This is a genomic window from Nonomuraea sp. NPDC047897 (assembly GCF_043204415.1).
Classification (GTDB): Bacteria; Actinomycetota; Actinomycetes; order Streptosporangiales; family Streptosporangiaceae; genus Nonomuraea.
Genome location: NZ_JBIDCC010000001.1, coordinates 481,303 through 505,287 on the forward strand (window position 1 = coordinate 481,303; position 23,985 = coordinate 505,287).

The 23,985-nt window shown below is 73.8% G+C and carries 18 protein-coding genes; 12 read left to right on the forward strand and 6 right to left on the reverse strand.

Annotation, left to right across the window (positions count from 1 at the left end):
• The first annotated feature begins 4 nt into the window (after positions 1-4).
• The 3 genes from ACGF0J_RS02190 (at position 5) to ACGF0J_RS02200 (ending at position 4,158) form a co-directional block, all read left to right on the forward strand.
• Positions 5-2,848: a BTAD domain-containing putative transcriptional regulator gene (locus tag ACGF0J_RS02190; RefSeq protein WP_393141438.1), complete on the forward strand. Its 2,844-nt coding sequence runs from the start codon at positions 5-7 to the stop codon at positions 2,846-2,848.
• Positions 2,849-2,996: 148 nt separating this feature from the next.
• Positions 2,997-3,599, forward strand: coding sequence for a hypothetical protein (locus ACGF0J_RS02195; RefSeq protein WP_393141440.1), 603 nt, complete (start codon positions 2,997-2,999; stop codon positions 3,597-3,599).
• Positions 3,583-4,158 carry an OmpA family protein gene (locus tag ACGF0J_RS02200; protein WP_393141442.1) on the forward strand — a complete coding sequence of 192 codons (576 nt, stop codon included), beginning with the start codon at positions 3,583-3,585 and terminating at the stop codon, positions 4,156-4,158. The genes ACGF0J_RS02195 and ACGF0J_RS02200 overlap by 17 nt, the downstream gene beginning before the upstream one ends.
• A gap of 63 nt (positions 4,159-4,221) precedes the next feature.
• Here ACGF0J_RS02200 and ACGF0J_RS02205 read toward each other — a convergent pair whose 3' ends face one another.
• On the reverse strand, positions 4,222-5,283 hold the full coding sequence (locus tag ACGF0J_RS02205; RefSeq protein WP_393141444.1) for a S1C family serine protease: 1,062 nt from the start codon (positions 5,281-5,283) through the stop codon (positions 4,222-4,224).
• Positions 5,284-5,478: 195 nt separating this feature from the next.
• On the opposite strand from ACGF0J_RS02205, the gene ACGF0J_RS02210 reads away from it, so the two are divergent.
• Together ACGF0J_RS02210 and ACGF0J_RS02215 are read left to right on the forward strand one after the other, a co-directional pair.
• Positions 5,479-6,366: a hypothetical protein gene (locus ACGF0J_RS02210; protein ID WP_393141446.1), complete on the forward strand. Its 888-nt coding sequence runs from the start codon at positions 5,479-5,481 to the stop codon at positions 6,364-6,366.
• Between the two features lie 62 nt (positions 6,367-6,428).
• Positions 6,429-8,606 carry an acyl-CoA dehydrogenase gene (locus ACGF0J_RS02215; protein WP_393141448.1) on the forward strand — a complete coding sequence of 726 codons (2,178 nt, stop codon included), beginning with the start codon at positions 6,429-6,431 and terminating at the stop codon, positions 8,604-8,606.
• A gap of 61 nt (positions 8,607-8,667) precedes the next feature.
• Here the strand turns inward: ACGF0J_RS02215 and ACGF0J_RS02220 are convergent, their stop codons facing one another.
• Positions 8,668-10,503 carry a hypothetical protein gene (locus ACGF0J_RS02220; protein WP_393141450.1) on the reverse strand — a complete coding sequence of 612 codons (1,836 nt, stop codon included), beginning with the start codon at positions 10,501-10,503 and terminating at the stop codon, positions 8,668-8,670.
• Between the two features lie 107 nt (positions 10,504-10,610).
• Between ACGF0J_RS02220 and ACGF0J_RS02225 the strand changes: the two genes are divergently transcribed.
• The 5 genes from ACGF0J_RS02225 to ACGF0J_RS02245 all read left to right on the forward strand — a co-directional run bounded on the left by ACGF0J_RS02225 (position 10,611) and on the right by ACGF0J_RS02245 (position 18,531).
• The gene (locus ACGF0J_RS02225) at positions 10,611-12,266 is read left to right on the forward strand and encodes a hypothetical protein (RefSeq protein ID WP_393141452.1); all 1,656 of its coding nucleotides are present in this window, start codon (positions 10,611-10,613) and stop codon (positions 12,264-12,266) included.
• A gap of 106 nt (positions 12,267-12,372) precedes the next feature.
• Positions 12,373-12,507, forward strand: coding sequence for a hypothetical protein (locus tag ACGF0J_RS02230; RefSeq protein ID WP_393141454.1), 135 nt, complete (start codon positions 12,373-12,375; stop codon positions 12,505-12,507).
• Between the two features lie 11 nt (positions 12,508-12,518).
• Positions 12,519-13,322, forward strand: coding sequence for a glycosyltransferase (locus ACGF0J_RS02235; RefSeq protein ID WP_393141456.1), 804 nt, complete (start codon positions 12,519-12,521; stop codon positions 13,320-13,322).
• Positions 13,319-14,452 carry a glycosyltransferase family 4 protein gene (locus ACGF0J_RS02240; RefSeq protein WP_393141458.1) on the forward strand — a complete coding sequence of 378 codons (1,134 nt, stop codon included), beginning with the start codon at positions 13,319-13,321 and terminating at the stop codon, positions 14,450-14,452. The genes ACGF0J_RS02235 and ACGF0J_RS02240 overlap by 4 nt, the downstream gene beginning before the upstream one ends.
• Complete coding sequence (locus ACGF0J_RS02245; protein ID WP_393141460.1) at positions 14,449-18,531, forward strand: alpha-(1->3)-arabinofuranosyltransferase family protein; 4,083 nt, start codon at positions 14,449-14,451, stop codon at positions 18,529-18,531. Before ACGF0J_RS02240 ends, ACGF0J_RS02245 begins: the two co-directional genes overlap by 4 nt.
• On the opposite strand, the gene ACGF0J_RS02250 is transcribed toward ACGF0J_RS02245, so the two are convergent.
• Positions 18,458-19,729 carry an acyltransferase family protein gene (locus ACGF0J_RS02250; RefSeq protein ID WP_393141462.1) on the reverse strand — a complete coding sequence of 424 codons (1,272 nt, stop codon included), beginning with the start codon at positions 19,727-19,729 and terminating at the stop codon, positions 18,458-18,460. The two genes, ACGF0J_RS02245 and ACGF0J_RS02250, sit on opposite strands and share 74 nt — an antisense overlap.
• Positions 19,627-20,418, reverse strand: coding sequence for a class I SAM-dependent methyltransferase (locus ACGF0J_RS02255; protein WP_393141464.1), 792 nt, complete (start codon positions 20,416-20,418; stop codon positions 19,627-19,629). Before ACGF0J_RS02255 ends, ACGF0J_RS02250 begins: the two co-directional genes overlap by 103 nt.
• Before the next feature lie 156 nt (positions 20,419-20,574).
• Here ACGF0J_RS02255 and ACGF0J_RS02260 point away from each other — a divergent pair, with 156 nt between their 5' ends.
• Complete coding sequence (locus ACGF0J_RS02260) at positions 20,575-21,486, forward strand: DUF3068 domain-containing protein (RefSeq protein WP_393141466.1); 912 nt, start codon at positions 20,575-20,577, stop codon at positions 21,484-21,486.
• Between the two features lie 179 nt (positions 21,487-21,665).
• Positions 21,666-22,772, forward strand: coding sequence for an NAD(P)H-dependent flavin oxidoreductase (locus ACGF0J_RS02265; protein ID WP_393141468.1), 1,107 nt, complete (start codon positions 21,666-21,668; stop codon positions 22,770-22,772).
• 3 nt (positions 22,773-22,775) lie between these two features.
• Here ACGF0J_RS02265 and ACGF0J_RS02270 read toward each other — a convergent pair whose 3' ends face one another.
• Together ACGF0J_RS02270 and ACGF0J_RS02275 are read right to left on the reverse strand one after the other, a co-directional pair.
• Complete coding sequence (locus tag ACGF0J_RS02270) at positions 22,776-23,081, reverse strand: type II toxin-antitoxin system Phd/YefM family antitoxin (protein WP_393141470.1); 306 nt, start codon at positions 23,079-23,081, stop codon at positions 22,776-22,778.
• Between the two features lie 39 nt (positions 23,082-23,120).
• Positions 23,121-23,930 (reverse strand): crotonase/enoyl-CoA hydratase family protein, encoded by an 810-nt coding sequence (locus ACGF0J_RS02275; RefSeq protein ID WP_393141472.1) that lies wholly within the window; start codon positions 23,928-23,930, stop codon positions 23,121-23,123.
• Positions 23,931-23,985: the final 55 nt, after the last annotated feature.

The following is a 23,985-nucleotide window of genomic DNA, read 5'->3' on the forward strand; positions in this document are numbered from 1 at the left end:
CACGGTGCGGGAGGCGCGGGTGCGGTTCGGGCTGCTCGGGCCGCTGCGGATCGAGGGCGGCCCGCCGCCCGGCCCGGCCAAGCACCGGGCGCTGCTGGCCGCCCTGCTGCTGTCGGCGGGCAAGCCGGTGCCGGTCGACCGGCTGATGTCCCTGCTGTGGGACGACCGGCCGCCCGCCTCGGCGGAGCCGGTGCTGCGGGTGTACGTGAGCGCGCTGCGCAAGCTGGTGGACGGCATCGTCACCGTGCCGGGCGGCTACCTGCTGGCGGTCGAGGCCGACGAGGTGGACTGTCACCGGTTCGAGCGGCTGGTCGGCCGGGCGCGCCGGGCCAGGGAGGCGGGCCGCGTCGCGGAGGCGGCCGACGACCTCCGGGCCGCGCTGGCGCTGTGGCGCGGCGACGCCCTGGCCGACGTCGAGTCGGCCGCGCTGCGCCGCCTGCACGCCGTGCCTTTGGAGGAGCTGCGCCTGACCGCCCTGGAGGAACGGGTGGAGCTGGACCTGCGGCTCGGCAGGGGCGCGGAGGTCGTCGGCGAGTTGCGCGCCCTCGTGGCGGCCCGTCCGCTGCGTGAGCGCGCCTGGGCGCTGCTGCTCGACGCGCTGTGCCAGGCCGGCCGCCGGCCGGACGCGCTCGCGGCCTACCAGCAGGCGCGCCGGACGCTGGTGGACGAGCTGGGGCTGGAGCCGGGCGCCGAGCTGCGGGAGGCGCACCGGCGGGCACTGACGGCCGAACGGGCGCCGGCTGCCGAGCGGGCCGCCCCGCCGGCTGCCCCGATCAACGAGACGCCGCCCGACGTCTCCGACTTCACCGGGCGGGCGGACGTGCTGGCCTGGATCGCCTCCAGCACGGCGGGGCCCGGCGGGGCGCCCGCCGTCGTCGTGCTGCACGGCCCGCCCGGCTGCGGGAAGTCGGCCGTCGCCGTCCGGGCGTCCGCGACGCTCGGCCTGCCCGGCGGGCGGCTCTACGCCGCCCTGGGCGGCCGGGCGCCGGGAGCGGTGCTGGAGGACCTGCTCCGCTGCCTCGGCTGCCCGGACGGGGCGGTCCCGGTGGGCCTCACCGAGCGGGTCAGGCTGTATCGCGGGATGACCGCCGGCCGGAGCCTGCTCGTCGTCCTGGACGACGCCACCGCCGAGGCGCAGGTACGGCCCCTGCTGCCCACCGGGCCGGGCAGCCTGACGATCGTGACCAGCCGCTCGCCGCTCGCCGGGCTGGAAGGGGCGCGGGCGTACGAGCTGGGCGTCCTCGGCGCGGGCGAGGCGGTGGACCTGCTGGCCGCGGTGGCCGGGCGCGAACGGGTGGTCGCCGAGCCGGAGGCGGCCCGGCAGCTCGCGCGCCTGTGCGGCGGGCTGCCGCTGGCGCTGCGCATCGCCGGGTCCCGGCTGGCCCGCAAGCCCGGGTGGACGCTCGGCCATCTGGCCGGGCGGCTCGGCGACGAGCGGCGCAGGCTGGACGAGCTGAGCGCCGGCGACCTGGCCGTCCGGGGCAGCCTCGCCCTCGGCTACCAGGGGCTGGCCGAGTCGGAACGGCGGCTGCTGCGCGCGCTGGGCGCGCTGTCGGCGCCCGACTTCGCCGGGTGGGTCTTCGGGGCGGATCTGGAGCCGCTGGCGGAGGCGGGGCTGCTCCAGTCGCGCGGCCTGGACGAGGCCGGGCAGGAACGCTACGGCTGGCACGACCTCACCCGGCTCTTCGCCGCCGAACGCCTGGCCGAGGAGGCGGCGTACGGACAGGCGCGTGATCGTGTGGCCGGTGCGGGAGACACCGGGCGCAGGAGGGTGCTGGAGGGGGTCGCGGGTGAGGTGCTGGCTCGGGTGAGGCGGGCGCGGGCCGCGCTGCTGCCCGCCGAGCCCGGCTCCGGCCGTACCCTGGCCCGTACGGCGGAGAGCCTGCTGGAGACGGGCAGGCTGCGCGGCGAGGCGCGGTGGCTGGCCGCGGAGCGCAGGTTCCTGGTGGCGGCCGTCGGCGACTTCCACCGGGCGGGCCTGCACGAGGCGGCCTGGCGGCTGGCGTTCTACCTGACCGCGCTGTTCGAGCTGGGCGGGCACCACGACGACTGGCACGCCACCGCCGCGACGGGTCTCGACGCCGCCCGGGTGGCGGGCCACCGGGAGGGGGAGGCGCTGTTGCTGCGCGGGCTGGCCGATCTGCACCGGGCCGAGGGGCGGCCGCAGGCCGCGGCGGCGGCGCTCAGGGCGGCCCAGCCCCTGGTGGAGGGGCTGGAGCTGGCCAGGATCACGTTGCGGCTCGGGCTGGTGGAGGAACGGCCGGCGGCGGCCGAGCGTGCCCTGAGCGGGTGCCTGCGAGTGTTCGAGCGGGCGGGTGACCTGCGCGGCACGGCCGAGGCGCTGCGCGCCCTGGGCGCGGTGCGGCGCGATCCCGGCCTGCTGGAGCGCGGCCTGGCCGCGTACCGCGAGCTGGGCGACCCGCGTGGCGAGGCCGAGGCGCTGCTGGACCTCGCCGGCCTGCACCTGGACGCCCGCCGCCTGGGGCCGGCCCGCGCGTGCGCCGAGCGGCGGCTGGCCATCAACCGGCGCCTCGGCGACCGGCTGCCGGAGGCGGCGACGCTGCTCCTGCTGGCCCGGGTCGCCGCGTCGGAGGGCCGGCCGGAGCCGGCCGCCGCGCTCGCGCGGGAGGCCGTGGCGACGTACCGGGAGCACGGCGACCGCCGTCGTGCCGCGTACGGCATGCTCGTCCTGGTGACGGCACACCTCGACCTCGATGAGATTGATGAGGCGGTTGAGGTGGTTGCTGACGTTATGGGAGAGTTTGACTTCCTTGGTGATGGCCATGGCCGGGCGGAGGCCGAACGGCTGGCGCAGGAGGCGCGCCGGCGTCGCGGTCGGCCAGGCTGAGCAACCGTGCGGAAGCCCCGTCAGGAAGCGCCGTGCGGGAGGCCCATGCCTGGATCGCTATGCGGATTCTGAAGGTCGCCGCGCTAGCGTCGCCTCGCGAGTCCGGGCCTCCGGGCTCGTACCCCTGACCAGTGAAGGTGAGCAGAAGATGCGAAAGACGATCGCGCTGGCCGTCGCGGCCGTCGCGTTGGCCGGTTGTGGGATGCTGCCCGCCCAGCAGGGCGCCGGCGGCGCGGAACGGCTGAACCAGGACAGCAGCCCGCCGGCCGGCCAGTCGCAGACCGCGCAGGCTCCCGAGCCGGTCGTCTCCGCCACCACGCAGGAGCCGGCGCCGGCCGGCGAGGTGATCGCCAGCCGGCAGACCAAGGTGACGGCCGGCGGGCAGTCAGGCGAGGCCCGCGTCGAGATCACCGCGCTTCGGCGGCAGGGCCGGACCATGAGTCTCAACTGGACCGTCACCTCCCTGTCCGGCAACGTCAACCTGCACAACGGCATGAGCACCGCGCCGCTCAGGTTCTCGGTGGACGCCGTGTCGCTGATCGACCCGGTGAACGCCAAGCGCTACCGCGTCGCGCGCAACGGCTCCGAAAGCGACGCCGAGTGCGTGTGCTCCGCCACGCAGGGGCAGTTCCTGAAGAAGGGCGAGACCTCCACGCTGTACGCGGTGTTCGCCGCGCCGCCGCCGGACGTCACCAAGGTCGATGTCGAGATGCCCATGATCGGCGTGATCAACGATGTCCCGATCTCGTAGTGCCGTCCTGGTCACCGCTCTGAGTGCCGCGGTGCTGGGGCTGCCGCCCGCCGCCGCGGCGGCCACCCCCGTGCCGAGCCCTCCACCCGGGGTGTCCGGGACCGTCGAGGACCTGGTGCTGCCGGTCGAGGACATCATCGGCGAGGTCGAGTCGCTCGACGGCACCGAGAGCCAGAGTCGGCGCGGGACCGAGGTGACGGTCGCGCTGACCAGCGACGTGCTGTTCGCCGTGGACAAGTGGGTGCTGACGGCCGAGGCCAGGCGGCGTCTGCAGCAGGTGGCGGGCAAGGTGCGGGCGGAGGCCGCGGGGGGTGTGGTCCGGATCGAGGGCCACACCGACGACCAGGGCGCCGACGCCTACAACCGCACGCTGTCGCAGCGCCGTGCCCAGGCCGTGGAACAGGCCATGCGCACCCTGCTCGGCGACGCGGGCGTGACGCTCCAGGCGCGCGGGTACGGCGAGAGCCGCCCGAAGCTGCCCAACCTGATCGACGGCAAGCCGGTGGCGGACAACCGCGCCAAGAACCGCCGGGTGGAGATCGTCTTCGACGCCCGGTGACCGGCCGGGGCCGGCCCGGGACCGGAAACAGGGACGGGCCGGGGCCAGGGACGGGGGCGGGGGTCACTCGCCGGGGAGCTGCCCCAGGGTCACCGTGACGGTCTCCCGCGAGCCGTCCCGCCGCAGCACCTCCACCTTGGCCTGCTCGCCGGGCTTGACCGCGGTCAGCGCCTCGGCCAGCGCGGCCATCGTGGGCGTGTCGGCGCCGTTGACCGACGTGATCACGTCGCCGCTCTCGATGCCCGCCTTCGCCGCGCCGCCGCCCGCCTCCACCCTGACCACGCCCGCGCCGATCGGCCGGCCGTCGGCGCCGATCACCGTGCTGCCGCGGATGCCGAGCGCGGCCCGGTGGGTGTTGGTGACCTTGCCGTCGCGGACGATCTGCGCGGCGATGTCGGTGGCGGTGTTGCTGGGGATGGCGAAGCCGATGCCGGGCGCCGCCCCGCCGCCCAGCTCGGGGTCGGTGGCGGCGAGCGTGGGGATGCCGATCACCTGGCCCGAAAGGTCGACCAGGGCGCCGCCGCTGTTGCCGGGGTTGATCGCGGCCGAGGTCTGGATCGCATTGGCGATCGTCGCGCCCGGCGACCCGGCGGTCTGCGGCTCGGTCACCGTGCGGCCGAGCGCCGAGACGATGCCGTTGGTCACGCTGCCCGACAGGCCCAGCGGGTTGCCCATGGCCAGCACCATCTGGCCGACGCGCAGCCTGGCGGAGTCGCCGAACCTGGCCGGCTTGAGCCCGTCGGGGTCGTCCACCTTGATCACGGCCAGGTCGCCGGCCTCGAAGCTGCGCACCAGCCGGGCGGACCGCGGCTCGCCCCCGGTGGCCAGGGTCACCGTCATCGTGGTGGCCCGGCCGACCACGTGGGCGTTGGTCACGATGTGCCCGGCCGTGTCGTACACGACGCCGGACCCGAGCCCCACCCGTGTGTCGATCTGCACGATCGACGGCAGCACGTCGTTGATGACCTGCTGGAACGTCGCCTCCAGCGGCTGCGCGGCCGGGCCCGTGGGGGCCGTCGCGGTGGGGGTGCCCGCGGGCGAGGGAGACGCGGTGTCGGCCGACGGGAGCGCCGAGCACCCGGTGAGCAGGACGGCGGCGGTGACGGCCGCGGCGATCTTCCTCATACCCGGGTACCTTCCCGGCCCAGGGCGGACGACACGCGGCGCCGCACGTCGGCGGGTGCTCCCGGGACGGCGGGGAACCGCGGATGAGGTGTGGATGACCACAGGTTGCCGGACGCGCCGGCTGGGAGCCGTTCGCACTGCTCAGCTCGCGGGCGGGGGTGCGACGAAACGACCCGGGTGACGTAATCTCGACCCATGGCGGACGTCGGTGACCAGAGACCTCCCTTCGATGCCCCCACCACTCCGTTCCGCGAGGTCGTCGCCGAGGACGAGACGGCGGTGATCCCGCGCGCGGCGGTCTCGCGCCGCCCGTTCGTCCCCGCGTCGCCGCCGCCGAGGCCGGGCCTGCTCGGGCGCGTGTCGCTCAAGTCGCTCTACCTGATCGGCGTGTCCGTCACGACCGTGGCGGCCCTGGTGCTGACGTTCACGATCTTCTCCGGCGACGGGTCGGGTGAGGGCGTGGTCCGGCACGACGTGGCCGGGCTCGCGACCGTGCCCGACGCCGCCACCCCCTCGGCGAGCGCGCCCGCCCTGCCGCCGGTCCCGGCGAGGAAGGCGCTGGCGGGCCTGTCGGGCACCGCGTCGGTGGTGGCCGGCATCGTGTACGACACGAAGAACGGCATCAGCTATCCCCGGCTCGGAGCGCCGTGGCGGACCGCGACGCACAAGCCGTTCACGCTCGCCCAGCGCGCCGGCAAGGCGCCCGATCCCGCCTACGGGCCCGGCGCCGTGATCGCCTCGGCGCTCGTGCCGGGCGCCGTGCCGAAGGCGAAGCCGTCCAAGGACGCCGACTATCGCAGGCTGGCCGTCCGGGCCGCCACCTGGACGCTGGCCCGGCAGTATCCGGCGGGGGCCAGGCTCACCTGGACCGCGTCGCAGCGCAATCCCACGGGCGCCGGCTGGACGCTCGGCTACCAGGTCAGCTACACCGTCGGGGGCCGGGCGCAGGTGGCGCAGGCCCTGGTCTCGGTGGTCGAGGCGGGCAAGGCGAAGCCCGCCATGCTGTTCGCCTCGATCCCGCAGAGCGGCAGGAAGCGCTGGCGGGACCTCAACACCCTGGCCGCGCAGATCCGCCCCATCTAGTACAGAAGCATCCTCTAGAATATGGTTCTGGGCATCACCGGGACCTGCTGGAGGATGTAGCGATGGCGATCGGGTTGAACGAGGAGCACGAGGCGCTGCGTGAGTCGGTGAGCGGCTGGGCCGAGCGGAACATCCCCGCCGAGCTGCTCCGCGCCGCCGCCGACGAGCGCCCGCCCTTCTGGCGGAGTCTCGCCGAGCAGGGGCTGCTCGGCCTGCACCTGCCCGAGGAGGCCGGCGGGTCCGGCTACGGGCTGCTGGAGGCGGCGGTCGCGATCGAGGCGCTGGCCGAGCGGATGGCGCCCGGCCCGTACGTGCCGACCGTGCTGGCCGCCGCCGTCGTCCACGCCTCGAAACGGCACGAGCTGCTGCCAGCCCTCGCCGACGGCACGCTCACCGGCGCCGTGGCGCTGTCCGGCGCTCTCACCGGCACGCGCGACGGCGACGGCGCGCTGGTCGTGTCGGGCACGGCCGAGCCGGTCCTGGGCGGCGCCCTGGCCGACGTGCTCGTGCTGCCCGTCTCCACCGCCGAGGGCGAGGAGTGGGTCGCGCTCGACGCCTCCGCCGCCACCGTCACCGCCGTCAAGTCGCTCGACCTGACCCGGTCCGCGGCGAAGGTCGAGCTGGCGGGCGTGACCGTGCCCGCCGAGCGGGTGCTGGAGGGGGTCGAGCGCTCCGGCGTGCGCAACCTGGCCGCCATCCTGTTCGGGGCCGAGGCGGCGGGGCTGGCGTCGTGGTGCGTGCGCTCGGCCGCCGAGTACGCCAAGGTGCGCGTCCAGTTCGGCCGCCCGATCGGCCAGTTCCAGGGGATCAAGCACAAGCTGTCGCGGATGCTGGTCGCGCTGGAGCAGGCCCGCGCCACCGTCTGGGACGCCACCCGCGCCGAGGGCGCCGAGCTGGAGTACGCCGCCGCCGTCGCCGCCGTGATGGCCCCCGACGCGGCCGTGCGGTGCGCCAAGGACGCCATCCAGACCTTCGGCGGCATCGGCTACACCTTCGAGCACGACGTCCACCTCTACTACCGCCGCGCGCTGACGCTGCGCGCCCTGCTCGGCCCGGCCGCCGGGTGGGCGGCCACCGTCACCGCGCTGGCGCTGCGCGGCGTCACCCGCGAGATGGAGATCGACCTGCCCGAGGACGCCGCGCCGCTGCGCGAGTCCATCCGCGCCGAGCTCGCCGAGATCGGGGAGCTGGCGGGCGTGGAGCAGAAGCGGGCGCTCGCGGCGCGCGGCTTCGTCATGCCGCACCTGCCCAGACCCTGGGGTCGCGCCGCCTCGCCCCTGGAGCAGGTGCTGATCGCGCAGGAGCTGAAGGCCGCCCGGGTCAAGCTCCCCGCCATGATCATCGGGGCGTGGGTGGTGCCGTCCGTCGTCTCGTACGGCACCCCCGAGCAGCAGGAACGGTTCCTGCCCAAGACGCTCAGCGGCGAGCTGATCTGGTGCCAGCTCTTCTCCGAGCCGGGCGCCGGCTCCGACCTGGCCTCGCTGCAGATGAAGGCCGAGAAGGTCGAGGGCGGCTGGCGGCTGAACGGCCAGAAGATCTGGACCTCCGTCGCCCACGTCGCCGAGTGGGGCATCTGCATCGCCCGCGACTCCGCCGAGGGCTCCAAGCACGAGGGCATCACGTACTTCCTCGTGGACATGAAGGCGCCGGGCGTGACGGTCCGGCCGCTGACCGAGATGACCGGCGAGAACCTGTTCAACGAGGTCTTCCTGGACGACGTCTTCGTGCCGGACGAGCTGGTCGTCGGCGAGGTCGGCCAGGGCTGGAAGGTGGCGCGCAACACGCTGTCGAACGAGCGGGTGTCGCTGTCGTCCGGCTCCGGCGGCACCGGCGCGTCGGTGCCCGACCTGCTCGGGCTGATCGGCCGGCTCGGGCGGGAGCTGACCCCCGTCGAGGAGCACCAGGTGGCGGAGGTCATCTGCGAGGCCCACTCGATCAACGCGCTGTCGCTGCGGGTCACCCTCAAGCAGCTCGCCGGGGCGGAGCCGGGCGCCGACGCCTCGGTGCGCAAGCTGCTGTCCACCTCGCACGCCCAGCACGTCTCCGAGACGGCCGTCTCGCTGCTGGGCGCGTCGGCGGTGGTGGCGGCCGACATGTCGCTGGGCGACGCGGGCTACTGGAACCGGGCCGTGCTGGCCACCCGGGCGATGACCATCTACGGCGGCACGACCGAGGTGCAGCTCAACATCATCGGCGAGCGCATGCTGGGCCTGCCCCGGGACCCCGAGCCGGGCAGATGAGCGGCGGAGGCCGGGCGCCGGGCGCCCGGCCTCCCACGGGCGGGGTTCACGGGCGGGGGTCTCACCGGTGGGCGGCCGCGACCGGCTGGAGCGGGGTGGGCGTGCCGTGCCGGGCGGGGCGCGGGACGCCGACCCTGATCTCGCCGACGCACGCCGCGCCGCCGTCCACCGCGCGGACGGCCACCTCGGTGCCGCTGCCGGTGACCGTGGCGAACGTCCAGCCGAAGTCCTTGCCCGCCGGGACGGTCTCCTCGGCGTCGCCCAGCCGCACGGCGAGGCGGGTGGCCGCCGGGTTGAGGTAGCCGATCTGCACCGTCCACTCGCCGCGGGGCATCGGCAGCGGCAGCGGGAAGCGCGCCTCCCGGCCCGAGACCGGTGTGCAGCCGCCCCGCTGCGGGATCGTCAGGCCCTCGACGCTCACCGGGCGCAGGCGGCCCTCCGGGTCGAAGACCAGCGGGTTGGGCAGCGGGCCGGTCAGCCGCCTGGTCCAGGTCACCTGCCCGTCCGGCCGGTCCGCCGCGAGCGGGCCGAGGACCCGGGAGACGCGCGCGTAGTCGTAGAAGAACTGCGGCTCGACCACCCTGGCCGGAACGTGGGTGTCGAGGATGACCGTGCCCGCCGGGGCGCGCTGGAGGGCCACCCGGCCGGTCTCGACGTAGCTCCTGACGTGCTGGCCGAGCGGCAGGCGGGTGTAGGCGGCCACCGACCACACCGAGCCGGCCGCGACCGCCGCCGCGACCGGGATCCAGGCGTGCCGGAGCCGGGGCGGGGGCCGCCGCCAGGGCCGCTCCTCGCCCTGCACGGGGATGAACGCGAGCCCGACGACCACCGCCAGCACGACGGCGGTGGAGGAGACGTACCTCAGCTCCATGCCGCCGAGGTCGGGGCCGAGTTGCACGACACGCCCGATCATGACGGGCACCACGTCCGCCAGCACGAGGTAGGCCAGCAGCGTCAGCCACGCCAGCCAGGCCCGCCGCCGGTAGGCCAGCGACGCCGCGACGGCGACGGCCGCGACGCCCAGCGCGGCCCACATCGGCGCCGGGGGAGTGGCGGCGATGGCGTAGTCGTCGGTGATCGGATGCCACCGCCACGGCCCGCCGAGCGCCGCGGGCACGAACGAGCCGCTCAGCAGCTTCCAGGCGAAGCTCGCCGCGACCGCCGGGTCGGGCAGCGCGGGGCGTACCGTGTCGTTGGTGAGCTGCACCGAGGTGAAGAGCTGCCGGAAGAAGACCGCCGCGTAGACCGCGATCACGGCGAGGTAGAGCAGCCACGCGGGCCGGCGCCGGGCGCGCGGCAGCCATCCCAGCGTGAGCACGAACGCGAGCACCAGGATGAACGGCGCCTTGACGTAGAAGACCATGCCGAGGACCGCCCACCCGGCCGTGGCGAGGGCGTGCCGGAACCTGCCGGTCCTGGCGTAGCGCACCTGCGAGCCGAGCGCCATCGGCAGCGCGACCTGGAACGGCAGCGTCTCGATGACCACGGCCCACCAGGACAGCGACGAGATCGTCAGCGGCGTCAGCAGGTAGAGCGCCAAGGGCGCCAGGATGGCCGGTCGCGCCCCGAACAGCAGCTTGAGCAGTCGCAGCAGCGCCAGCCCGGCCGCGGCCTGCAGTCCGATCGTGACGGCGTGCGCCAGCACGTCGTTGTAGACGCCGAGCCGCCCCATCGCCCAGTGGATCGCGAACGGCCCCGGCATGAGGTGGCCGTAGTCGACGCGCATGAGGTAGTCCCAGGAAAGCTGCTGCTCCAGGCCCCGGGCGATGAAGGTGAAGTCGTCCTGGCGGAAGTACGTCCGCCGTACCAGGTCGAACTTCCAGGCGAGCTGGACGACGATCATCACGATGGCCGCCGCCAGCACGATCTCCCCGCGCTCTCTCGGACGCGTTTCCACCGTCTCCCCGCTCGTCGCCGCCCCGACCCGCCCCCCTATGTCCGGAAGGCTAGCTAGATGGGCATTCATGCGGAATGCCCGTTGTGTGGTTGTGATGTCATAGCGGGATGTTCCGCATCCCGCCCCGAACCGGGACGGCCGCCGCGCTGCTCGGCCTGGCTCTGGGCTGCCTGGCGCTCGGGCCGGCGCTGGGGTGGGGGTTCGTCCTCGTGCAGGACATGGTGTTCGTGCCGGACCCGGCGTTCTCCCGGTTCACCTTCGGGCTGTCGGGGGGCGCGCCGCGGGTGGTCCCCAGCGACGCCGTCGTGACGGCCCTGTCGTCCGTGCTGCCCGGCGAGCTCGTGCAGAAGGCGATCCTGCTCGGCGTGTTCGTGCTGGGCTGCTCGGGGGCCGCGCTGCTCGTGCCCGCCCCCGGCCTCGCGCCCCGGCTCGTCGCCGGGACGTTCTACGTATGGAACCCGTACGTGGCCGAGCGGCTGCTGATGGGGCAGTGGGCGCTGCTGCTGGGGTACGCCGGGCTGCCGTGGGTGGTGGCCGCGGCGGGCGCGGGACTCCGGCCGGGGCGCACGGCCCTGGCCATGCTGCCGGCGGCGGTGGGCGGGTTCGCCGCCATGACGGTGACCGCCCTGGCGGCCCTGCCGGTGGCACTCGGCCGGTCCCGCGCGTGGGCCGTCCGGGTGACGGCGGTGCTGGCGGCGTTCAGCCTGCCGTGGCTGGTGCCCGCGCTGCTGCGGCCGGGGACCGTGACGGGCGACCGGGTGGGGGTGGAGGCGTTCGCCGCCCGGGCCGACACGCCGTTCGGGACGGTGGGCAGCCTGCTGTCCCTGGGCGGGATCTGGAACGCCCATGCGGTCCCCGCCGGGTACGAGACCGTGGCGGGGGCGGTGGCCCGGCTGGTGCTGGCGGTGGCCGGGATCGCCGGCTTCGCCTGCCTCGCGGGCTCGCGGCTGCCGTACCGGGTGGGGCTGGCGGTGGCGGCGGCGGCCGGGTTCGCGATCGCGTGCCTCGGCGTCACCGAGCCGGGACGGGCCGCGCTCGCCCGGCTGATCGGGGTGTGGGGCGGGTTCGCGGTGTTCCGGGACGGCCAGCAGTTCGTCGCCCCGCTGGCGCTGCTGGTGGCAGTCGGCCTCGGCCTGCTGACCGCCGCCGCCCAGGCGGCGGGCGTGCGCGGGAGAGGTGCGCGCTGGGTGGGCGTGCGCGGGAGAGGTGCGCGCTGGGTGGGCGTGCGCGGGAGAGGTGCGCGCTGGGCGGGCGTCATGGCGCTGGTGCCGCTGGCCGTGCTGCCGACCCTGGCGTGGGGCGCGGCGGGCGCGCTGGAGGCGGTCCGCTACCCCCGTGACTGGACGGCCGCCCGGGAGGCGATCCGGCGCGACGGGGAGCCCGGTGACGTCCTGGTCCTGCCGTTCGAGTCCTACCGCCGCTTCCCCTGGAACGGCGGCCGGGCGGTGCTCGACCCGGCCCAGCGGTTCTTCGCCGTGCCCGGCCGGGACGTGGTGGCCAATGACACCGTACGGGTCGGGACGATGGTCGTGCCGAGCGAGGACGAGCGGGCACGCACGGTAGAACGTGTACTAGAAAGATCCTCGGAAGCCCTGCCCGCACAGGGCTTCCGGTACGTCGTCGTGGACGCCGGTACCCCGGCCGAGCTGTCCTCAATCGCGGCGTGGCTGAATCGCGCCCGGATCATCGTCAACGGCTCTGACCTGCGGTTGTATCGTTTCGATGGCCCCGTGGCTGGCAGTGCGCCCGAAACCGGCTATTGAACAGTGAGTTTATTAAGATTTCGTTTAGCTACTTCCGAGTAGCAAGAATTGGTTCTAGGTTGGTGTACCGCCCCCGATATGCGCAGTGCCTGAGGAGGAACCCCCCGTGATCAAGATCCTCGTGGCGGCGATCATAGGCGTCGCCGTCGCAGCACTCGTGGCGACCGTCACGACCGTCTCCTTCACGGGTGCCACGGCGACGCCGGTCAACCAGCCGCTCTACAACTACGGCGACCGGTAGAACCAGCCGCCATGCCGCCCTCCCTCCAAGGGGACGAGAGGACGAGCCGACGACCACTGCTCGAGATCGTCATTCCCGCGTACAACGAGGAAGGACGACTCCCCGGGGGGCTCCTGCAGCTGTGCGCGAAGCTTGCCCGCATGCCGTTCCCGACCGCCGTCACCGTCGTCGACAACAACAGCACGGACGCCACCGCCGAGATCGTCAGGACGTGGCCGCGGGGACCGGTGCCGGTCCGCCTGGTCGCCTGCCCGGTCCCCGGCAAGGGCGCCGCCGTCCGCGCCGGGCTGCTGCAGACCCGCGCGCCCTTCGTCGGCTTCTGCGACGCCGACATGGCCACCGACCTCGGCGCGATCGACGTCGCCTTCGGCCTGCTGCTCACCGGTGAGCGCGTGGTCGTCGGCTCACGCGCGCACGCCTTCTCCGACGTGGAGAACCGGCACAGCCGCGTCCGCGAGCTGGGCGCCGTCGGCTTCCGCTCGCTCGCCAAGGTGCTGGTGCGCGGGGTCAGCGACACGCAGTGCGGGTTCAAGTTCTTCGACGGCCCACTCGCCCGCGAGGTGGCCGCCCGGCTGCGCACCCCCGGCTTCGCGTTCGACGTCGAACTGCTCGCCCGGTGCGCCGCACACGGCGCGAAGGCCCACGAGATCCCGGTGCAGTGGCGCGACATGCCGGGCTCGCGCTTCTCACCGGCCAGGCACAGCGCCGGCATCCTGCTGGAGCTCGGCAGGATCTGGCTGACGCTGCGCACCGAGCCGCGCACCGCCGCGCGGCCCACCTGGGAGCCGCCGCTCGACCCCGTCGGATATCCGTGAACGTCGCCGTCGTCAATTGGCGTGATCCATGGCATCCGGCCGCGGGCGGCGCCGAGACGTACGCCTGGGAGATGGCCCGCCGCCTCGCCGCGGCGGGCCACCGGGTCTGCTTCGTCACCGCCCGCGCACCCGGGCAGCGGGCCGCCGAGCGGATCGACGGGGTCCGCATCGCCCGGATGGGCGGCGCCTTCACCGTCTACGGCCGCGTGCTGCTGTGGCTGCTGCTCCGGCGTGACCTCTTCGACGTGGTGCTCGACTGCCAGAACGGCATCCCGTTCTTCACCCCGTGGGTGCTGCCCCGCCGTACCCGGGTGATCTGCGTCGTGCACCACGTGCACGACCGGCAGTTCGGCGTGCACCTGCCGCGCTGGCTGGCGGCGGTCGGCAGGTTCCTGGAGGGGCCGGCCGCGCGCCGCACCTACCGGCGGCACGACAGCGTGGCCGTGTCGCCCTCGACCGTGACCGCCATGCGCGAGCGGCTCGGCTGGACCGGGCCCGTCCACATCATCCCCAACGGCGTGACCCCGGTCACCCGACCGCCCGCGCCGCCCCCGCAGGACCCGGCCCCCCGGCTGGTCTGCGTCGGCAGGCTCGTCGCGCACAAGCGGGTCGGCCTGCTGCTCGACGCCGTGCCCGAGCTGCGGCGGCGCTGGCCCGGCCTCACCGTGGACGTCGTCGGCCGCGGCCCGGAGGAGGCGGCGCTGCGTGCCAGGCTGCCCGAGGGCGTCACGCTGCACGGCTACCTGTCCGAGCGGGACAAGGAACGCCTCATCGCCTCCGCCTGGCTGCAGGTGACCGCCTCGCAGGGCGAGGGCTGGGGGCTGTGCGTGCTGGAGGCCGCCGCGCTGGGCGTCCCCACGGTCGCCTTCGACGTGGACGGCCTGCGCGACGCCGTACGGCACGGAGAGACCGGCTGGCTCGTGCCCGAGGGCGCCGACGCGGCGGTCAACCTGGCCAAGGGCATCGCCGCGGCCCTCGACGAACTGCACGACGAACTGCACGACGGGCGCCGCGCCGACTACGCCGCGCGGTGCCGCGCCTGGGCGGCCCGGTTCCGCTGGGACCGCAGCGCAGCACGCATGGCCGCCCTCATGCAGGGACGGACCCCGCCCGCCTGGGAGGAGCGGTGAACGAGAAGGTACGGCATCGGCTCTGGTTGGCGATCTGCTGTCTCGGTTTCGCCGTCCTGTCGTTCACCACCGAGCCGGGCAGCGTCATCGGCGACACCAAGATCGACCTGGCGCTGAACCCGGTCGGCTGGCTGGAACGCGCCGCCCACCTGTGGGACCTGCAGCACTTCGGCCAGCTCCAGAACCAGGCCGCCGGCTACCTGTTCCCGATGGGCCCGTTCTTCGCCCTGGGCGACCTGCTGGGCGTCGCGCCGTGGGTGACGCAGCGGCTCTGGCTCACGCTGCTGCTGTGCGTGGCGTTCCTCGGCGTCGAGCGGCTGGCCAGGCAGCTCGGCGTCGGCACGCCCGGCACCCGGATCGTCGGCGCTCTGGCGTACGCGCTGGCCCCGCGCGCGCTGTCCATCCTCGGCGAGATCTCGATCGAGTGGCTGCCCGCCGCGATGCTGCCGTGGATCCTCGTCCCGCTGCTCACCGCGGCCGAGACCGGCCAGCGGGCCCGCGGCGCGATCAGGTCGGGACTGGCCGTGGCCCTGTGCGGCGGCGTGAACGCGGTGGCGGTGCTGGCCGTCCTCGTCGCCCCCGTGATCTACATCCTCACCCGGCCGAGACCGGTGCCGCGCTGGCGGATGCTGGGCTGGTGGACCGGCGCCGTCGGCGTGGCCACCCTCTTCTGGTGGCTGCCGCTGCTGCTCGTCGGCCGCTACGCCTTCTCCTTCCTGCCCTACACCGAGACCGCCTCCACCACCACGCAGGTCACCTCGCTGACCAACGTGCTGCGCGGCGCGTCCGACTGGGTCCGCTACCTGACCGTCGGCGGCGTGGCCGAGCAGCCGCCCGGCTACGCCATCGCGACCGCCGCCGGCATGGTCGTCGTCACCGGGCTGCTCGCCGCCCTCGGGCTGGCCGGGCTGGCCCGCCGCGACCTGCCCGCCAAGGGCTTCCTCGCCGGGCTGTTCCTCGTGGGCGTGGCCGCGCTGGTCGCCGGGCACGTCAGCGCGCTGGAGCCGATCGTCGCCGAGCCGGTCCGCTGGTTGCTCGACGGGCCGCTCGCGCCGCTGCGCAACCTGCGCAAGTTCGACCCGCTGGTGCGGCTGCCGCTGGCACTCGGGCTGGCCCACCTGCTGGCCGCGGTCGCCGGGCGGATCCGGGTGCCGGTGCGGGCGGTTGCCCTGGTGTCGTTCGCCGGGCTGGTGCTGCCGGTCTTCAACCAGGGGCTGGCCGCGCCCGGCGGGTTCAAGGAGGTGCCGCTCTACTGGCGGGAGGCGGCGGCCTGGGTCAACGAGAACGCCGGCGACGAGGGCGTGCTCGTCGTGCCCGGCGCCAAGTTCGGCGAGTACCTGTGGGGCCGGCCGATGGACGACCCGATGCAGCCGATGTTCCGGGCCCGCTGGACCACCCGGCAGGTCACGGCCGCCGGGTCCGTCGGCATGACCCGGCTGCTCGACGCCGTCGACCAGCGGCTCACCGCGGGCCACGGCTCGGCCGGGCTGACCGAGGTGCTGCGCCGCATGGGCGTGCACTACCTGCTCGTACGCAACGACCTCATGCGCGCCCACCTGCAGGGCGCCTGGCCGACCAGGATCCACGAGGCGCTGCGCGAGTCGCCCGGCATCACCCGGGTCCGCTCGTTCGGCGGCGAGGTGGGCGACGCCTTCACCGACGACGTCGTCGAGTCCGTCGACTGGCCGTTCCCGGCGCTGGAGCTGTACGAGGTGACGGGCGCCGCCGAGCTGGTCGGCGTGCAGCCGGCGGGCGAGGCGCTGCGCGTGCGCGGCGGCCCCGACTCGCTGCTCACCATGGGTGACCTCGGCCTGCTCGGCACCGGCCCCGTCCTGGTAAACGACGACGCCGCCAAGCACGAGGTCCCGGCCGTGGTGTCGGACGGGTTGCGGCTACGCGAGCGGCAGTTCGGTGAGATCCGGACGAACTGGACGCCCACCCTGCCGGCTGACCGGCGGGCCGACTTCACCGGCGTCAGGGAGCTGGACCTGCTGGACGAGGGATGGCTGGACGAGGCCGCCACCGCCGAGTACGAGGGCATCTCCGCCATCACCGCCTCCTCCTCGGTCGCCGACGCCGACGCCGTCGCCGGGCTCAGCACGCCCGGCCGCGGCCCGTGGGCGGCCATGGACGGCGACTACGAGACCGGCTGGGAGAGCGGCGGCTGGACCCGCCCCCAGGGCGAGTGGCTCCGGGTCGACCTGCCGCAGGAGCGGCAGATCCCCCGCCTCCAGGTCGTCTTCACCAACAACGTGCTGCTCGGCCAGTCGATCAGACGGGTGGCCGTGGAGACCGCCGCCGGCCGCCTGGTGCAGGACGTGCGGCAGACCAACGACCCGCAGTGGCTGCGTGCCCCGCAGGGCCCGACGAGCTGGCTGCGCATCGAGGTCGTCGAGACGTACGGCAAGAGCTGGAGCTTCGTGCAGCGCGTCGGCATCAGCGAGATCACCATCCCGGGTGTGCTGCCGGGCCGGACGATCAGGATGCCCGGTGAGGGCGGCGCGGTCTTCGTGATGGACCGCGGGCTGGACGGCCGCCCGCAGTGCATGCGCAACCGCGACCGGTGGATCTGCAACCCGCTGCTCGCCCGGCCCGACGAGGAGGGCGCCGGCTTCGACCGGACCTTCACCGCCGACGGCAAGCGCTCGGCCGAGGTGCGCGGCACCGCCGTGCTGCGCGACGCCGCGCTGGTCGACCGCTACACCCGCCTCAGCGACGACCTCACCCGGGTGGAGGGGTCGTCGCAGGTCAGCAAGGACGCGGTGGTCGCGCCGCGGTCGGCGTTCGACGCCGACGCGGCCACCACCTGGATCCCCTCGCCCAACGACGGCGACCCCACGCTCACCCTGCGCTGGAAGGGCAAGCGCACGGTCTCGCGCATCCAGGTCGCCCGCCCCGGCGGCGACCGGCAGCCGCTCGACATGATCGTGGCGGCCGACAAGGGCGTGCTGCGCAGCGGGCGGGTGGACGAGCGGGGCTTCCTCACGTTCAAACCCGTCACCACGAGCCGGCTCACGCTGCGCTTCTACCCGGCCTCGCGGCGCCTGCAGGTCACCGAGCTGATCATCCCCGGCGTCAGCCCGGCGAGCCGGCCCGAGGGCATCCCGTTCCGGCTGGGCTGCGGGCGCGGGCCGAACCTGCAGATCAACGGCAGGACCGTGCCGACCCGGGTCAACGGCACCTACGCGGACCTGCTCGAACAGCGGCCGGTGCGGTTCACCGGCTGCTCGCGGGCGGCCCTGACGGCGGGCGACAACCGCGTGCGCGCCGCCGGCTGGGACCCGTGGGGCGTCACGAACCTCGTCGTCGGCAAGCTGCCCGAGCAGCCGGCCTCCGTCGAGGGCGGCGCCGCCGCCGGCGCCTGGACGCCGTCCCTGCGTGAGGTGCGGGTCAACGCGCCGAAGGACTCGTTCCTCGTCGTCAACGAGAACCACAACGCCGGCTGGCGGGCCACCATCGACGGCCGGACGCTGCGGCCCGCCCGGATCGACGGCTGGAAGCAGGCCTGGGAGCTGCCCGCCGGCACCTCGGGGACGGTGCGGCTGGAGTACGCGCCGGACCGGCCCTACCGGCTCGGCCTGGGGCTCGGGCTGGCCGGGATCGCGCTGCTCGCCGTGCTGTCGCTGGTCATGCGCGGGCCGCGGCCCGAGCACGTGCTGGAGACGGCACCCGCCGCCGCCTCCCGCCTGTCGCGCTGGCGGGTGCCGTACGTGATCGCGGCGGGGCTGGCGTTCGGCGGCTGGGTCGCGGGCTGGCCCGGCATGGCGGTCGTGCTCGCGGCCGTGGTGGCCGCCCTGTGGCTGCGGGGCCGCGCGCCGGCCGCCCGGCGGGCCACGCCGTGGCTGGTGGGCCACTGGGTGGCCGCCGGGCTGTTCGCCGGGGCGACGGCGTCGCTGGCGCTGGCCATGGCGGTGCGGGACTACGCGACCGACGTGGAGCCGCTGGCCGACCACATCCCGCAGCTCCTCGCCTGCGCCGCGATGGGCGTGCTGTTCGCCCAGCTCGTCACCGAACCGGAGCCGCCGGACGAGACGCCGGAGCTTCGGGAGGCGGAGCCGGTGCTGACCAGCGCCCGGTGAGCCGCAGCGCGTTCTCCTCGATGAGGTGGTAGCTGGCCACGCTGACCAGCATCGTGCCGGCGAAGGTGAGGATCGCCACCTTCACGAAGTCGCCGCTGAACGCCTGGGTGCCGGTCGCCTTGTAGTACATGGTGATCACCGGGGCGTGCCACAGGAAGAAGCTGTAGGAGATGCGGCCCAGGTAGGCGGTGACCGGGTTGCCGAGCACGCGGTGACGCAGCGAGTCGCGGCGGGAGGCCAGCGCGAACGGGGCGACCACGAGGACGGCCACCGCCGCCTCCAGCGCCATCCGCCACAGCGACTGGCCCATGCTGGGCAGCGTGAGCGTGCGCGGCCCGGCCAGCTCGGTGCTCAGCACCACGTACAGCAGCAGCGCCAGGACGAGGAGCTGCGGCGCGAGCGCGTCCACCGCCTTGCTCTCCTTGATCCACACCGACAGCACCGCCATCGCCATCCCGGCGGCGAAGTAGATGAGGTGGTGCGGCAGCCACAGGGCGAGCTGCGGCTGCTCCAGCGTGTGCGTGAGGACCACGCTGAGCACCGAGACGACCGGGAGCACGGCGATGCCGGCCAGCAGCCGCAGCGGCCGGTTCGTCGCGGGTCCGCCCCGGCGCGTCCAGCGGTGCAGCAGCCAGGCCAGCGCCGGCAGCGCCACGTAGAACGCCATCTCGATCGGCATCGTCCACATCTGGTACAGGCCCTCGGGGGCCCGGCCCTGCTCGAAGTAGTTCTGCAGCAGGAGCGGCCAGGTCAGCCAGTCGGCCCAGTCGAGCGCGCTCCAGCTCCACACCGCCAGGGCGAGGACGGTCACGACCCAGTAGGCCGGCATCACCCGGAGCACCCGGCGCCACAGGTAGTGGCCCGGCCGGGGCGCCGGGGTGTCCAGCAGGACGGCCTTGGCCCACGGGCGGTAGAGCAGCAGGCCGGACAGCAGGAAGAAGATCGGCACGGCGATGCCCAGTCGCGTCGTCATCCAGGCGAACATGCCGTCGCGGTACATCACGCCGGTGTTGCCGGCGACGTGCAGCACCCAGACGCCGAGGGCGGCGAGGGCGCGGATGCCGTCGAGGGCGGTGTCCCGGCGGGCCGGTTCCGTCAGCGGGGCGGGCTCGACGGGCCGGGGCTCGACGGGCCGGGGCTCGTCGGCGGGGGTGGGTTCGGGGGCGTGCGCTTTCTCAGGACCAGGACCAGGTTCCATGTGGCGAACTCCCTGACGATCGGGACCTTGAGCATCGGGCGGTACCACCAGGGCAGGTAGCGGGGGAAGGCGTCGACCAGCTCCACCTGCGGCTCGGCTCTCGCCCAGCGCAGGCCGTCGGCGACGGAGACCGGGTAGAGGCTCCGCCCGTAGTGGTTCTTGGGTGGCTTGCCGTACTTTTCCTGATATTTCTGGGCGGCTCGGTGGCCGCCCAGATAGTGCCAGGGCGACGTCTCGTGTCCGCCCCAGGGGGAGAGCCAGTTGGTGTACGCGAGGAAGACCAGCCCGCCGGGCCTGGTCACCCGGACCATCTCCGCCGCCATCCGCCACGGGTCGGGCACGTGCTCCAGCACGTTCGAGGAGAAGCAGACGTCCACGGAGGAGTCGCGGAGCGGCAGGTCGAGGGCGCTGCCCAGCAGGCCGCCGCCGGGCGCGCCCTGACCGGCCAGCTCGCCGGCGTCCACGTCCACGCACAGGCACCGCGCACCGTGGCGGCGGAACTCCGTCGCGAAGTAGCCGGGACCGCCGCCCACGTCGAGCACGAGCCGGTCGGCGAGGTCCGCGTACTGCCTCAGCAGGGCGGCGGTGTCGGCCGCGAGGGTCGTGTAGTACCCGTGGCCGTCGCTCTGCTCGGAGCGGAACGCCCGGAACAGCCGGACGGACCGCGCCAGGTCCGCGCGCCTGGACATATTCGACGCTTTCATAGGGAAGTCACGATAGAACCTGTTTCTATCAATTTGATTGCGGCTCCGTACCGGCCGGTGACGCATGTCACTCACTGTCATACTTTGAGCGCGGACGTATCGGCAAGACGACAACAGGTTCTAGGATCGCGGAGGCCTTTGATGGGTCGTATCTCCACGCTCGTCCTCATCGGAGTCGGCGCCTTCTTCATCGCGCTGGCGCCGCTGCTGAAGTTCTGGGCGGCAGAGAAGATCATCTCCGCGCCGGCGGACCAGTTCGGCATCACGCGCCTGGAGGCCAAGGGGGCCCAGTACTTCTCGCGTCAGGACCTCAAGGTGCTGACCGCCGACCTGGACATCATCGTCACCACCCGCGGTGACGTGAAGGAGGCCGACTCCAGCCGGGTGGTCTGGGACGAGGCCACCGTGGTCAACGACGTGACCAACGGCCGGCGCCAGATCGACCTGAGCGAGCGGCGCAGCGCCTTCGACAAGTACACCGGTGAGGGCCTGAACTGCTGCGGCGTCAACGTCGGCAAGGCCCCGGTGACGCTGGAGGGCCAGATCTACAAGTTCCCCTTCGGCACCGAGAAGAAGACCTACAAGGTCTTCAACTCCACGGCGCAGAAGGCGTTCGACGCGCAGTTCGTCCGTGAGGACTCCGTGAACGGCCTGCCCGTCTACGTCTTCGAGCAGACCGTGCCGCCCACCAGGACCCAGACCCTGACCGCGCCGGCCGCCGTGCTGGGCCTGGACGACACCGGTGACGTGCAGGTGGACCGGTGGTACGACGGCAAGGTCACCTACTGGATCGAGCCGGTCACCGGCGCGCCGGTCAAGCAGGAGCAGCAGCGGCACGAGGTGCTGAAGACCCAGGACGGGGTCGAGCGCTCGCCGGCCTTCGTCGCCACCGCCAAGATGACCGACAAGACCGTGGACGAGCTGGTCACCTCGGCGCAGGAGGGCAGGAGTCAGATCAACCTGCTGACGAACGTCATCCCGCTCGTGCTGCTCGTCGTGGGCGTCGCCCTGGTGCTGCTCGGCGTCCTGCTGGGCCGCCGCAACCCCGCCTGACCGGCGGCGTCTGCACGCTCCCGAGGGCCCGCCCCCGTGCGGGCCCTCTTGCGTGCCCGGCGATCATCACGGTCGGTAACTAGAACGCGTTCTTATTCTATGTTACTGGTCGGTACCGACAAAAGGTTCTAGAGTAGAACGCGTTGCAGTTCGTCGTTAAGGCGACGTATTGTCAGGCCATGCGGACCCGTGTCACGGACATGTTCGGAATCGAGCTGCCCATCTTCGCGTTCAGCCACTGCCGCGACGTGGTCGCCGCGGTCAGCCGCGCCGGCGGGATGGGCGTGCTCGGCGCGCTCTACTTCACCCCCGAAGAGCTCGAGATGGAGCTCAAGTGGATCGACGACCACGTCGACGGCCGGCCCTACGGCGTCGACGTGGTCATGCCCGCCTCCTATGAGGGGGCCGAGTTCGCGGCCGACGAGCTGGTCGGCCGGTTGCAGGCGATGATCCCCGAGGGGCACCGGCGCTTCGTGGCGGACCTGCTGGCCTCGCACGGCGTGCCGCCGCTGTCCTCCGACGCCGACGCGGGCAAGGTCCTGCTCGGCTGGACCGACGCCACAGCCCGCCCCCAGGTGGAGGTGGCGCTCCGGCATCCCATCGCGCTGCTCGCCAACGCGCTCGGCCCGCCCCCGGCCGACGTGGTCGACCTGGCCCACGCCCATGGCGTGCGGGTCGCCGCGCTGGCCTCCACCCCCCGCCACGCGCTCAAGCAGGTCGAGGTGGGCGTGGACGTCGTGGTCGCCCAGGGCACCGAGGCCGGCGGGCACACGGGTGAGATCACCACCATGGTGCTCATCCCGCAGGTCGTCGATGCCGTGGACGTGCCGGTGCTCGCCGCCGGGGGCATCGGCAACGGCCGCCAGATGGCCGCCGGCATGGCGCTGGGCGCCGAGGGCGTCTGGACGGGCTCCCTCTGGCTGACGGTCGAGGAGGCCGACACGCCCGAGATGGCCAAGCGCCGCATCCTGCAGGCCACCTCCCGTGACACGGTCCGCTCCCGGAGCTGGACCGGCAAGCCGGCCCGGCTGCTCAGGAACGAGTGGACCGACGCCTGGGAGTCGGAGGAGTCGCCGGGGACGCTGCCGATGCCGCTGCAGTTCATGCTGGTGTCCGACGCCCTGCGCCGCATCGGCCGCTCCGACGCGACCGAACTCGCCACCTTCCCGGCCGGGCAGATCATCGGCATCACCAACCAGGTGCGCTCCACCCGCGACGTCATGTACACCCTCGTGGCGGAGTACACCGAGGCCCTGGAGCGCCTCGGCCGCGTCACGGACACCTGACCCTCACCCGGGATCACGGCTTGGGAGCGCCGCTTCGACACGGCGTCGCTCCCAAGGATCGTCCCCGATGACGTCCTCGTCGCTGAAGAGGTCGTCCGCCTCGTGGCGCATGGCGGCGTAGTCGACGCGCGGGAGCTGTCGATGCTTCGCCACGAGCTCTTCGGCGCCGAGCCGGCGGCGGCGCGGCAGCGGGCGGAGCTCCGCCACCTCGACCCCGTTCCGGGTGATGCGGAAAGTCTCGCCCGCTTCGACCTGGTCCATCACGGCAGCGGAGTCGTCGCGGAGGTCCTGTCGCGTGATGACCTTCACGCCACCAGAGTATCGGCATGTGTCTTTCTGGGCCGCGCGTCAGCGGCCCTCGTAGGTGGCGGGGCGCTTCTCCTTGAAGGCGCGGGTGCCCTCGCGGGCGTCGGCGGAGCCGATCACCGGCCAGCCGAGGTCGTCGGAGACCTTGAGCGCCTCCGGCTCCGGCAGGCCGAGCGTGTCGCGGTAGGTGCGCAGGATGGCCTGGACGGCGAGCGGCCCCGAGGCGGCCACGTCGGCGGCGACCTCCAGGGCCACGGCGAGCGCCCGGCCGTCGGCCACCACCCGGTTGACCAGGCCCATCGACAGCGCCTCGGCGGCCGTGACGGCGCGGCCGGTGAGCAGGAGGTCCATGGCGTGGCAGTACGGGATCTGCCGGGGCAGCCGGACGGCGCTGCCGCCCATGGGGAACAGTGCGCGTTTGGCCTCGAACAGCCCCAGCGTGGCCGACTCGGCCACGATCCGCAGGTCTGTGCCGACGAGCAACTCGGTGCCGCCGGCCACCGCGTGGCCCTCCACGGCGCAGACGATCGGCTTGGTCGGCAGGTCCTCGCGCAGCAGGCCCTTCCAGTGGAAGTCGGGGATGCGGGCGGCGCGGGCCTGCACCTCGGGGTCGTCGGACGGCTGGCCCATGGCCTTCAGGTCGGCGCCCGCGCAGAACGTGCCCTGCGCGCCGGTCAGCACGGCCACCCGGACGTCGTGCTCGGCCGACACGTACGCCCAGGCGGAGGCGAGGCCGACCAGCATGTCGGAGGAGAGCGCGTTGCGGGCCTCGGGACGGTTCATGGTGACGACCACGACGTGGCCGTCGCGTTCGACTCGGCAGTGGGGGGTGCTGATCGGCAGGAGCTCCACGGACGCCTCCACAGGAACGTGTATCAAGCGCTTGCTAGGCAGGGATTGTACTCGC